The following is a 12048-nucleotide window of genomic DNA, read 5'->3' as shown; positions in this document are numbered from 1 at the left end:
CGTTCTGCTGTCTTGCGTTTCCGACTCTATCAGACTCTTTCATGTCCGATTTCCTCGGCGCTTTCCAGGTTTCCGCTTTCGCGTTTCCCTTTCCGGCGATTCCGACTCTATCAGAACCTTTCGGGCCTGACTCCCAGTCAGCGGGTCTGCTGCGCGGGCTGTTGGGCCCTTGCGGCGAGTGAGACAGTAGCGGATTCCTCGCCTCCGAACCTAATCGGCGGCGGCGTCCTCGGACGCGGATTCCTCATTCGCAAATACGCATGAAAACGAGACGACAGAGTGCGCCGTTCGTTCGAATGTGTGTTGCGGAATGGCTGTCCGGGGACCGACCGGGGTCGGCGCTCACGTCGGACAACTCGAAGAACCTTACGGACCGGGCACACCCGTGTCAACCCCCGGCTGACCGTCGCCGCACCGTGGGGGCAAACTCCCCCCGCCCTCCCCTCCGGCGGTCTACGCTGGCTCCCATGACTACGCATGCGCTCACGCTCAGCCTTCGCTGGTGGGCCGCCTGACGGCGGCCGACCTTCCACACGAGCACGCATGCGCTCACGGCCGCCGCCTCGGCGGCCGTTCTGTTTTCTCCCCCTTCCGGGAGTGGCCCGGCCGCCGCCCGACGCGGTGGCCCGACACCACTCACACACTCACAGGGAGAGCAGGACATGACGAGGATCTTCAGCGGGATCAAGCCGACCGGTCACATGACCCTGGGCAACTACCTGGGTGCCGTACGGCAGTGGGTCGCGGCCGACCAGGAGCCCGACGACGCGCTGTTCTGTGTCGTCGACCTGCACGCGCTGACCGTCGAGCACGAACCTGCGCGCGTACGGAGGCTGAGCCGGCAGGCCGCGACGCTGCTCATCGCCGCCGGACTCGAACCCCACCGTTGCACCCTCTTCGTACAGAGCCACGTCGACGAGCACACGCGGCTGGCGTACCTGCTGGAGTGCACGGCCACCGACGGCGAGCTGCGGCGGATGATCCAGTACAAGGAGAAGGCGGCGAAGGCACAGGCCGCCGGCGACGGCGTACGCCTGTCCCTGCTCACCTATCCGGTGCTGATGGCCGCCGACATCCTGGCGTACGGGGCCGGGGAGGTGCCGGTCGGGGAGGACCAGCGCCAGCACGTCGAGCTGACCCGGGATCTGGCGGTGCGGTTCAACCAGCGCTACGGCCACACCTTCACCGTCCCGAAGGCCACCCATCCGGCGGTGGCCGCCCGGGTCATGGACCTGCAGGATCCGACGTCGAAGATGGGGAAGTCCCACGAGAACGGGGCCGGGATCGTCTACCTCCTCGACGAGCCCGAGGTGGTCCGCAGGAAGGTGATGCGGGCCGTGACCGACAGCGGCGACGGCGCGGTGGTCCACGACCGGGAGGCCCGGCCCGGGGTGGCGAACCTGCTGGACATCCTGGCGGCGTGCACCGGCGGTGATCCGGCCGCGCTCGCCGAGGGGTACAGCGGGTACGGGGCACTGAAGCGGGACGTCGCCGACGCGGTGGTGGAGCTGCTGCGGCCGTTGCAGGAGCGGCACGCGGAGCTGGCGGCGGATCCCGCGCAGGTGGAGAAGGTGCTGCGGGAGGGCGCGGAGCGGGCCAGGGAGCTGGCGCGGCCCGTGGTGGACCGGGCGTACGAGGCGATCGGGCTGCTCCGGGCGTAGCCGGGGGTACGGGCTCCCGCGGGGCGGGGGCCCGTATCCGTATCCGTACCCGTACTCGTACGCGTACGCGTGGTTCAGCTGTTGCCGGAGGCGAGCTCGCGGCTGCGGTCGCGGGCCGCTTCGAGGGCGGCGATCAGGGCGGCGCGCACGCCGTGCCTCTCCAGCTCGACGATGGCGTTGATGGTCGTGCCGGCCGGGGAGGTGACGGCCTCACGGAGCTTGACCGGGTGTTCGCCGCTGTCGCGGAGCATCACGGCGGCGCCGATGGCGGCCTGGACGATGAGGTCGTGGGCCTGGGCGCGGGGCAGTCCGAGGAGGATGCCGGCGTCGGTCATGGCTTCGACGAGGAAGTAGAAGTAGGCGGGTCCGGAGCCGGACAGGGCGGTGGCCGCGTCCTGCTGGGACTCGGGGACGCGCAGGGTCTTGCCGACACCCCCGAAGATCTCCTCGGTGTGGGCGAGGTGCCCTGCGGTGGCGTGGCTGCCGGCGGAGATGACGGACATGGCCTCGTCGACGAGGGCGGGGGTGTTCGTCATGACGCGCACGACGGGGGTGCCGGGGGCGAGCCGCTCCTCGAAGAAGGAGGTGGGGATGCCGGCGGCGCCGCTGATGACGAGGCGGTCGGCGGGGACGTGCGGGGCGAGCTCTTCGAGGAGCTTGGCCATGTCCTGGGGTTTGACGGTGAGGATCAGGGTGTCGGCGCGCTTGGCGGCCTCGGCGTTGGAGACGGCCTCGACGCCGTAGCGGGTGCGGAGTTCCTCGGCGCGGTCGCTGCGGCGCGCGGTGACGAGGAGCTTGGAGGCGGGCCAGCCGCCGCGGATCATTCCGCTGAGCAGGGCCTCGCCGATCTTGCCGGTACCGAGGACTGCGACTGTCTGGGTCATGCCCGATTCACCTCGCCGAACGTTCTTCCACCTGGGCTGCGTAGGCGTGGGCGTACGCGTACGCGTGCTCATCCTTGCACCCGGGCGGCGGGCCGGGTGGAGCCGTCCGGAGTGCGGTCAGGTCCGGTGAGGTCCGGTCAGGGGGTGCGGCGGCGGAGGGTGGCCGCGCCGAGGGCGAGCACGAGGACGGCGCAGGCGGCGACGATCACGGCGTCGCGGACGAAGTCTGCGGTCATGTCGGTGTGGGTGAGGACCTGGGTCATGCCGTCGACGGCGTAGGACATGGGCAGGACGTCGGAGATGCCTTCGAGTACGGGGTGCATGGTGCTGCGGGCCGCGAACAGGCCGCAGAGGAGCAGCTGGGGGAAGATCACCGCCGGCATGAACTGGACGGCCTGGAATTCCGAGGCCGCGAAGGCGGAGACGAAGAGGCCGAGGGCGGTGCCGAGGAGGGCGTCGAGCAGGGCGACGAGGAGGAGGAGCCAGGGGGAGCCGACGACGTCGAGGCCGAGGGCCCAGAGGGCGAGGCCGGTGGCGATGAGGGACTGGACGACGGCGACGGCGCCGAAGGCGAGGGCGTAGCCGCCGATGAGGTCGCCCTTGCCCAGGGGCATGGCGAGGAGGCGTTCGAGGGTTCCGGAGGTGCGTTCGCGCAGGGTGGCGATGGACGTCACCAGGAACATCGTGATGAGGGGGAAGATCCCCAGGAGTGACGCGCCGATGCTGTCGAAGGTGCGGGGGCTGCCGTCGAAGACGAAGCGCAGCAGGGTGAGCATCAGGACGGGCACCAGGATCATCAGGGCGATGGACCGTGGGTCGTGGCGGAGCTGGCGCAGGACGCGGGCGGCGGTGGCGGCGGTGCGGGCGGCGTTCATCGGGGCTGCTCCTGGGCGGGGAGGGCGTTCGCCTCGTCGACGAGGCGGAGGAAGCCCTCTTCGACGGTGGCGGAGTGGGTGCGGGTGCGCAGGGCGTCGGGGGTGTCCTGGGCGAGGATGCGGCCCTCGCGCATGAGGAGCAGGTCGTGGCAGCGCTCGGCCTCGTCCATGACGTGGGAGGAGACGAGGATCGTGGCGCCGCGGGTGGCGGCGATGTCGTGGAAGAGGTTCCACAGGTCGCGGCGCAGGACGGGGTCGAGTCCGACGGTGGGTTCGTCGAGGACCAGGAGCTCGGGGGTGCCGAGCAGGGCGACGGCGAGGGAGACGCGGCTGCGCTGGCCGCCGGAGAGGTTGCCGGCGAGGGCGTCGGCGCGGGCGGTGAGGTCGACGTCGGTGATGGCGCGGCGTACGGCGTCGGCGCGGCGGGCGGCTGCGGCCCGGCCGGGGTCGAGGATCGCGGCGAAGTAGTCGAGGTTCTGGCGGACGGTGAGGTCGTCGTAGACGGAGGGTGCCTGGGTGACGTAGCCGATGCGGGAGCGGAGGTCGGGGTGGCCGGCGGGGCGGCCGAGGACGTCGAGGGTGCCGGTGACATGGGCCTGGGTGCCGACGACGGCGCGCAGGAGGGTGGACTTCCCGCAGCCGGAGGGGCCGAGGAGGCCGGTGATGCGGCCGCGGGGGACGTCGAAGGCGATGTCGGCGATGACGGTGCGCGGGGTGCGGCCGGTGCCGCGGCGGACGGTCAGGCCGTGGGCGTGCACGGCGGCCTGGTCTCCCTCGGGCTGCTTATTCATCATGTGATGAATAATGCTCCCGGCGGCGCCCGGGCGTCAATCACCGGGACGGAAGCCGACGCGCGGAGCAGGCCGCGGGCCGGCCGGCTACTTCTTGCGCTTGGGGCGGCGGGCGGCCGGGTTGCCGGTACGGGTGCTGCGGCGGCGCTCGTAGTCGGCGAGGGCGCGCTCGTACTCGGCGCGGCGGAGCTTCTCGCCGGGGGCCTCGGTCAGGCAGCGCAGGGAGTACGCGATGAGGGAGCCGATGAAACCGATCGTCTTGAGCCCCTTGAGGGCGGCCTCGTCGGAGGACGGGGCCGGGCGCCGGTTGTAGGAGTCCCAGGTCTTGACGAAGGCGATGGCGCTGGAGATCGCGAAGAGGACGACGACGGAGATGCTGAGGAAGGGGCCGACGTTGCCGATCTCCAGGCCCTCGTAGGAGAGGCGGAGCAGCAGGGCGGCGGCGGTGGCCGTGACCAGGGAGCCGACGGCGACGGCGGCGCGGCGCAGGCCGTAGCCGCTCTCGTGGTTCACCCAGGTGGTACCGAAGTACCGGATCGGCTCGGGCTGCGGGCCGGCGGGGACCGCGGCGGCGGGCGCGGACGCCGACGCGGATGCGGCCGAGGCCCGGGCGGGGGCGGCCGCGCCGGCCGGCTCGGCGGGGGTCTGGTCTCGCTGGTCGTCGCTCACAGCAGCGATTATCCCCCGCCGGGCCGGTCGGGCCTGGTGCGTCTCACGTGTCAGACGTGTCAGACGGGTCGAACGCGGCGGACGCGGCGGACGGACGGGACCCGGCGTGCCGGGTCGGACGGCCGCGCGGCCCGTTCCCCCGGCGGCCCGTTCCGCCGCGGCCCGTTCCCCCGGCGGCCCGTTCCGCCGTCGGCCCGTTCGGCGCGGTCAGCCGCAGCGCGTGACCACGAAGCCGTCGCTGCCCGTCTTCACGTAGGCGTCGGAGACGAACCGGCCGTTCCCGATGCAGTCCCAGATGTCGGTCGTCCCGTAGGGGCCCGAGACCGTCGTGCCCTCGGTCTGGCAGCGCAGCGTGACGGTCGCGCCGAGCGGCAGGACGTCGATCACCGAGTAGTTGGTGCCGGGACCGCTGCGGACGTTCAGGCGGTAGCCGGGAGCGACCGGATAGGACGGGTAGCCGGAGCCCGAAGTCACGCTCCGGACTTGGCTCGAATCGTTCTCGACCGACATGCGAAATCTCCCCCCATGGGCGTTGCCGTGCGCAACTCGCGCAGGGTAGCAGGACCTTGGAGATGCGTACGGGTCATCGACTAGGCTCCGGCGGGGGTGGTGAGCGGTGCATTCGCTGCGCGCGGACTACGCGGGCTTTCCGGAGTACGCCGGCCAGTACCGGCTCGAATCGGTGCTCGGCTCCGGAGGGATGGGCGTCGTCCACCTCGCCACGTCCGGCTCGGGGCTGAAACTCGCCGTAAAGATCGTGCATCCCGAGCACGCGGTCGACCCGGAGTTCCGGGCCCGCTTCCGGCAGGAGGTCACCGCCGCGCGCCGGGTGAGCGGGGCGTTCACCGCGCCCGTCGTGGACGCCGACCCCGACGCCGAACGGCCCTGGATGGCCACCCTGTTCATCGACGCGCCCACGCTCGCCGAACGGGTACGGGAACAGGTGCTGGACCGCACCGAGCTGGCCCGGCTCGCCGCCGGCCTGGCGGAGGCGCTGCGCGACATCCACCGGGCGGGCGTGGTCCACCGGGACCTCAAGCCCAGCAACGTGCTGATGGCGCCCGACGGCGTGCGGGTCATCGACTTCGGGATCTCGCGCCCGGCCGACAGCGATCTGCGGACCGAAACGGGGAAGCTGATCGGCACCCCGCCGTTCATGGCGCCCGAGCAGTTCCAGCGCCCCCGCGAGGTCGGAACGGCCGCGGACGTCTTCGCCCTCGGCGCGGTCCTCGTGCACGCGGCGACGGGCCGCGGGCCCTTCGACTCCGACAGCCACTACCTGGTGGCGTACCAGGTGGTGCACAGCGAACCCGACCTCACCGGGCTCCCCCGGCAGCTCGTACCGCTCGTCGAACGGTGCCTGTCCAAGGACCCGCTGGAGAGGCCCACCGCCGAGGAGCTGATCGCCGAGATGCGGGCGGTCGCCTACCCGACCGCCGAGGACACCCAGGCCTTCATCCCCCGGCCGCGGCAGCCCGACGGGGCCGAGCTGCTCACCCATCGCAGGGAGCGGGTCCCCATCGCGCCGGAGCCGCGGACCCCGACCCGGCGGCGGGCCCGGATCGCGGTCGGGGCCGGGATCGGGCTGCTGCTCGTGGGCGGCGCCGTCGGCGGCTACCTGCGCTACGGGACGGCCGCCGGGCCGTCGCCCGCCCAGATCGCCGCGAAGGCGGATCCGGCTCCGGCGAAGACCTTCGCCCCCTGGTCGGTCCCCCTGGGCGAGCCCGGGACGGGCAACCGGATCGGGGCCTGCTCCTGGCAGGCGGAGGCCCTGTACTGCGCCGGACCGGGCGTCGCCGCGGCCCGGCTCGATCCCGCGGACGGCTCGACGGTGTGGACCGTGGAGGCGCCCGCGTCCGCGGCGGTGAAGGGGTCGACGCCCGTCGGTGCGCCCCTGCACGCCGGCGGGCGGGTCCTCGTCGTGGCGCCGGGCAGCGAGACCCTCCGGGCCCTGGACCCGGCGACGGGGGCCGAGCGCTGGAAGCACCGGCTCCCCGCCGGCTCGCAGGTGGTGCCCGCGGGCGGGCAGGTGCTGCTCGTCGGCACGAACGGCGCCGTCACCGCCCTGGACGCGGCGGCCGGCACCACGCGCTGGACCCAGCAGATCGGCGGGGTCGGCTCCGTGTGGTGGAGCGGCGGCGGGCCTGAGGGCGGCGCGGCGCCCGACCTGTACGTGGCGACGCCCGACGGCAGCGGCTCCACCCGGCTCGCCGCGGTCGATCCGGCGAACGGGAGCATCGGCGGGCAGCTCCGTACGGCGGGGCGGCTGCGGCCGGTCGGCGCGGCGGGCGGCGGCCTGTACCTGATGGACTTCGACGCGTCCTCCAGGGCCACCGCCGTCGTGCGCGCCGACCTCGGGGCGCGCACCGTACAGCGGGTGAAGCTCACGGCGCCGCTGTTCGACGCGGAGGCGGCGGTGGACCGGGCCGGGGTGACGTACCTGTTCGGGACCTCCGGCGCGCTGGTCGCGGTCGGACCGGACAAGGAGCGGTGGCGGCTGGAGACGGGCGTGACGGTGGCCTCCCGTCCGGTGGTCGCCGACGGGCGGGTCCACCTGACGGCGCCGGACGGGCGGCTGCTCGCCGTCGATGCAGCCGACGGCCGGCCTGCGGGCCAGACCAGGCCGCGGATGGCCGACGGCAAGGACACCTACGCGTCGACGCTGCCGGCCCCCGTGGCCGGTGGCGGGCGGGTGTTCGCGGGCGCGCCCGACGGATCGGTGTTCGCGGTGGCCGCGGACGACCCCGCCCGCTGGTGAAAGCGGCCCGCTCCCGGACCGGTGAGCGCCGGCCTAGGACGGCCGCGGTACGGCCCGGGGACGGCCCCGGTACGGCCCGGGACGGCCCGGGTACGGCCCCTGTACGGAAACGCGGGCGCCCCCGCACCGGAGTGGTGCGGGGGCGTCGCTGCCGGGGTCGGCGGGCCGGTCAGCCCAGCAGGGTGACGTCACGGACCGCGCCCTTGTCGGCGCTGGTGGCCATCGCGGCGTAGGCGCGCAGGGCAGCGGAGACCTTGCGCTCACGGTTCTTCGGGGCGTACACGCCGCCGAGGGCCTGGTGGCGGGCCGCGAGCGTGGCCTCGTCGACGAGGATCTCGATGGACCGGTTCGGGATGTCGATGCGGATCCGGTCGCCGTTCTCGACGACGGCGATGTCGCCGCCGGACGCCGCCTCCGGGGAGGCGTGGCCGATGGACAGGCCGGAGGTGCCGCCGGAGAAGCGGCCGTCGGTCACCAGCGCGCAGACCTTGCCGAGACCACGGCCCTTGAGGAAGGACGTCGGGTAGAGCATCTCCTGCATGCCGGGGCCGCCGCGCGGACCCTCGTAGCGGATGACGACCACGTCGCCGGCCTTGACCTCCTTGCGCAGGATCTTGTCGACGGCCTCGTCCTGCGACTCGCAGACGACCGCCGGGCCCTCGAAGGTCCAGATCGACTCGTCGACGCCGGCCGTCTTCACGACGCAGCCGTCGGCGGCGATGTTGCCGCGCAGGACGGCGAGGCCACCGTCCTTGGAGTACGCGTGCTGCACGGAGCGGATGCAGCCGCCCTCGGCGTCGAGGTCGAGGGTGTCCCAGCGCTCGGACTGGGAGAAGGCGGTGGCGGAGCGCTTGCAGCCGGGGGCCGCGTGCCACAGCTCCATGGCCGTTTCGCTGGCCGTGCCGGAGCGGGCGTCCCACGTGCCCAGCCAGTCCTCCAGGCCCTCGGAGTGGACGGTCGTCACGTCCTTGTTGAGGAGTCCGCCGCGGTGCAGCTCGCCGAGGATGGCGGGGATGCCGCCGGCGCGGTGCACGTCCTCCATGTAGTACGTGCCGCCGGGCGCCACGTTCGGGGCGACCTTGGCCAGGCACGGGACGCGGCGCGAGACGGCGTCGATGTCCTTGAGGTCGTAGTCCAGGCCCGCCTCCTGCGCGGCGGCCAGCAGGTGCAGGATCGTGTTGGTGGAGCCGCCCATGGCGATGTCGAGGGCCATGGCGTTCTCGAAGGCCTCGCGGGTGGCGATGTTGCGGGGCAGGACGGACTCGTCGCCGCCCTCGTAGTACCGCTTGGTGATCTCCACGACCGTGCGGCCGGCGTCCTCGTACAGGGCGCGGCGGGCGGTGTGCGTGGCGAGGACCGAGCCGTTGCCCGGGAGGGCCAGGCCGATGGCCTCGGCGAGGCAGTTCATCGAGTTGGCGGTGAACATGCCGGAACACGAGCCGCAGGTGGGACAGGCGTTCTCCTCGATGCGGAGCACGTCCTCGTCGGAGACGTTCTCGTTGGAGGCGTCCACCATGGCGTCGATCAGGTCCAGCTTGCGGACGGTGCCGTCGACGAGGATGGCCTGGCCGGCCTCCATCGGGCCGCCCGAGACGAACACGGCCGGGATGTTGAGGCGCATGGCGGCCATCAGCATGCCGGGGGTGATCTTGTCGCAGTTGGAGATGCAGATCAGGGCGTCGGCGCAGTGCGCCTCGACCATGTACTCCACGCTGTCCGCGATCAGGTCGCGGGACGGCAGGGAGTACAGCATGCCTCCGTGGCCCATGGCGATGCCGTCGTCGACGGCGATCGTGTTGAACTCGCGGGGGATGGCACCGGCCGCGCGGATGGCGTCGGAGACGATCCGGCCGACGGGCGCCAGGTGCGTGTGCCCGGGCACGAACTCGGTGAAGGAGTTGGCGACCGCGATGATCGGCTTGCCGATGTCCTCGCTCGCTACGCCCGACGCGCGCATAAGGGCGCGGGCGCCCGCCATGTTGCGGCCGTGGGTGACGGTGCGGGACCTCAACTCGGGCATGCGGTTCACTCCCCATGAGTACGGCTGTACGGTCAGCCGCGACTGCGGATATGGCTCAGATACGAGGCTACGCCCACCGCCCGGGATCCGGACGGCATGTCCGCATGGCGGGACGGGCGGCTCAGTCCTCGGTCAGGTACCGCTGGAGCGTAGGGGCCACGAGCGCCACGATGTCCTCCGGGTCCGCGGACGCGAGGGGCTCGACCTGCAGGACGTAGCGCAGGATCGCGATCCCGACCATGTGGGAGGCCGCCAGCTCGGCGCGGAAGGTCGGATCGGGCACGTCCAGGTCGGCGGCGACCCGCTCCAGGACCCGGCGCAGCACCAGTCCGCGCAGCACCTTCGCGGCGGCCTCGTGCGTGAGCGCGGACCGGATCACGGCGAGCAGCGGGGCCCGGGTGACCGGGTTCTCCCAGACACCGAGGAAATAGCGCGCGAGGCGCTCGCCGATGCCCTCCGGCCCGGCCCCGATGACCGCGGGCACCACCAGGGCGGGCTCCATGCTCATCTCGATGGCCGCGGCGAACAGGTCGTCCTTGCTGCCGAAATAGTGGTGCACCAGGGCCGGGTCCACACCGGCGACCTTCGCGATGCCGCGCACGGACGTCTTGTCGTAGCCGCGCTCGGCGAACACCTCACGGGCGGCGAGCCGGATGCGTTCCTGGGTGCCCGGACCCTCCTCGGCCTCGTCCTGGCGGGGCCGGCCCGGCCCCCGGCGGCGCGGGCTGCTGTCCCCGGTCACGGCCGCCGGGCCCTGTCGCGCCCGGCAGTGGCCAGGTGCAGGCGCGTGAAGGCCAGCGCCTCGGCGAGGTCGGCCTCGCGCTCGGCGGAGGACATCGCGCGCCGCGTGTTGACCTCGATCACCACGTGGCCGTCGAAGGAACTGCGGGCCAGGCGTTCCAGCAGCTCGGCGCAGGGCTGCGTACCCCGGCCCGGGACCAGGTGCTCGTCCTTCGCCGATCCGTTGCCGTCGGCGAGGTGCACGTGGGCCAGCCGGTCCCCCATCCGGTCGATCATCGCGATCGCGTCCGTACGGGCGGTCGCGGTGTGCGACAGGTCGACGGTGAAGTGCCGGTAGTCGTCCTTCGTCACGTCCCACTCGGGGGCGTAGGCGAGCATCTCGCGGTCCCGGTACCGCCACGGGTACATGTTCTCCACGGCGAACCGGACGTCGGTCTCCTCCGCCATCCGCCAGATGCCGGAGACGAACTCCCGCGCGTACTGGCGCTGCCACCGGAAGGGCGGGTGCACGACGACGGTGGACGCGCCGAGCCGCTCGGCCGCCGACCGGGCACGCTGCAGCTTGACCCACGGATCGGTGGACCACACGCGCTGGGTGATCAGCAGACAGGGGGCGTGGACGGCGAGGATCGGCACCTGGTGGTGGTCCGAGAGACGGCGCAGGGCGTCGATGTCCTGGCTGACCGGATCCGTCCACACCATCACCTCGACGCCGTCGTATCCGAGGCGCGCGGCGATCTCGAAGGCGGTCGCCGTGGACTCCGGATAGACGGAGGCGGTGGACAGGGCGACTCTCGCGGTCGGGATGCGGACGGGTTCTGCCACGGGGACAGGGTACGGGGCTCGCGCCCGCCCGCTACGTGACGGCCGCCACGCGGGCCCCGTTCCGGCCGTCAGACGAGCCTGAAGAAGAGCGTGTCCTGGGTGTACCAGTCGAGCTTCTCCGTCGCGCGCTCCCACTCCCGGTGCTCCTCCTCGAGCTTCTCGATGAGTTCCTGCACGTCGTAGCGGAAGTCGGGGTCCATCCGGTCCAGGACGGCACGGTATGCCTCGGCGGCGGCCCCGGTCCTCGCGAGGGGCAGGTGGCCGATGGCCGGGTACCCGTCCGTCGACCAGGGGATGTCCGGGAACTCGACGGGCGGCCCGCCGTAGAGGAACCCGTGGGGCAGCAGGTCGGCCGGTACGCCGAGGCGGCGCATCTCGTCGTCCACGAGGCCGAAGAAGGTGCTGGGCCTGGAGTACGTACCCAGGTGCATCGAGTCGGAGGCGTTGAAGTCGATGACGAACTGCAGAGCGGTGGTGTAGGCGTTGCCCGCGCAGGCCGCGTCCGAGTCGGTGCGGCCCGCGATCAGGTGCTCCAGGGCATCGGGAACGGACAGCCCCCACTCCACTCCCTGGCGGTCCAGGTTGTCCTGGTAGGCCCGGGCGTACGTGCGCATGCTCTCCAGCCGGCGCAGCTGATCCGCCGTGAGGTCGCCCTTGCCGCCGAGGAAGGCCAGCACGTGGGCCTTGTCCGCCGTCGCGTACGAAATGTTGTGACTCATGGTCACCATCCTGCCCATCGGCACTGACAGGCCTTGTCGGTGTGCCGGGGTGCGGGGGTGTCGGTGTGCGGGGGTGCCGGGGTGTCGGTGGCCGCCCCTATGGTC

Annotated in this window: 11 protein-coding genes; 2 read left to right on the top strand and 9 right to left on the bottom strand. The window is 72.5% G+C overall.

The features are described 5' to 3' along the window. The first annotated feature begins 662 nt into the window (after positions 1–662). A complete protein-coding gene (gene trpS, locus IH80_RS0136820; RefSeq protein WP_030966220.1) occupies positions 663–1661 on the top strand; it encodes a tryptophan--tRNA ligase in 999 nt (332 codons plus the stop codon). Between the two features lie 74 nt (positions 1662–1735). Here trpS and proC read toward each other — a convergent pair whose 3' ends face one another. The 5 genes from proC to IH80_RS0136795 form a co-directional block, all read right to left on the bottom strand. Then, positions 1736–2545 carry a pyrroline-5-carboxylate reductase gene (gene proC / locus IH80_RS0136815; protein WP_030966218.1) on the bottom strand — a complete coding sequence of 270 codons (810 nt, stop codon included), beginning with the start codon at positions 2543–2545 and terminating at the stop codon, positions 1736–1738. A gap of 137 nt (positions 2546–2682) precedes the next feature. Then, on the bottom strand, positions 2683–3420 hold the full coding sequence (locus IH80_RS0136810; RefSeq protein WP_030966217.1) for an ABC transporter permease: 738 nt from the start codon (positions 3418–3420) through the stop codon (positions 2683–2685). Beyond that, entirely contained in the window at positions 3417–4214 is a 798-nt protein-coding gene (locus IH80_RS0136805) for an ABC transporter ATP-binding protein (RefSeq protein WP_030966216.1), read from the bottom strand. The genes IH80_RS0136810 and IH80_RS0136805 overlap by 4 nt, the downstream gene beginning before the upstream one ends. Positions 4215–4298: 84 nt before the next feature. Then, entirely contained in the window at positions 4299–4880 is a 582-nt protein-coding gene (locus IH80_RS0136800; protein WP_030966215.1) for a hypothetical protein, read from the bottom strand. A gap of 207 nt (positions 4881–5087) precedes the next feature. Next, entirely contained in the window at positions 5088–5390 is a 303-nt protein-coding gene (locus IH80_RS0136795) for an SH3 domain-containing protein (RefSeq protein ID WP_030966214.1), read from the bottom strand. A gap of 106 nt (positions 5391–5496) precedes the next feature. Here IH80_RS0136795 and IH80_RS0136790 point away from each other — a divergent pair, with 106 nt between their 5' ends. Then, positions 5497–7638: a serine/threonine-protein kinase gene (locus IH80_RS0136790; protein ID WP_030966213.1), complete on the top strand. Its 2142-nt coding sequence runs from the start codon at positions 5497–5499 to the stop codon at positions 7636–7638. Positions 7639–7807: 169 nt separating this feature from the next. Here the strand turns inward: IH80_RS0136790 and ilvD are convergent, their stop codons facing one another. The 4 genes from ilvD to IH80_RS0136770 form a co-directional block, all read right to left on the bottom strand. Then, positions 7808–9658, bottom strand: coding sequence for a dihydroxy-acid dehydratase (gene ilvD / locus IH80_RS0136785; RefSeq protein WP_030966212.1), 1851 nt, complete (start codon positions 9656–9658; stop codon positions 7808–7810). Positions 9659–9779: 121 nt separating this feature from the next. Continuing rightward, positions 9780–10400, bottom strand: coding sequence for a TetR family transcriptional regulator (locus IH80_RS0136780; RefSeq protein ID WP_030966210.1), 621 nt, complete (start codon positions 10398–10400; stop codon positions 9780–9782). Next, complete coding sequence (locus tag IH80_RS0136775; RefSeq protein WP_030966209.1) at positions 10397–11224, bottom strand: sugar phosphate isomerase/epimerase family protein; 828 nt, start codon at positions 11222–11224, stop codon at positions 10397–10399. Before IH80_RS0136775 ends, IH80_RS0136780 begins: the two co-directional genes overlap by 4 nt. A gap of 68 nt (positions 11225–11292) precedes the next feature. Continuing rightward, the gene (locus IH80_RS0136770; protein WP_030966208.1) at positions 11293–11943 is read right to left on the bottom strand and encodes a DUF7691 family protein; all 651 of its coding nucleotides are present in this window, start codon (positions 11941–11943) and stop codon (positions 11293–11295) included. Positions 11944–12048 lie beyond the last annotated feature (105 nt).

Source organism: Streptomyces sp. NRRL S-378 (assembly GCF_000720645.1).
GTDB lineage: Bacteria > Actinomycetota > Actinomycetes > Streptomycetales > Streptomycetaceae > Streptomyces.
Note: the sequence above shows the minus strand (reverse complement) of the source record. Positions and strands in the feature narration are given on the sequence as shown.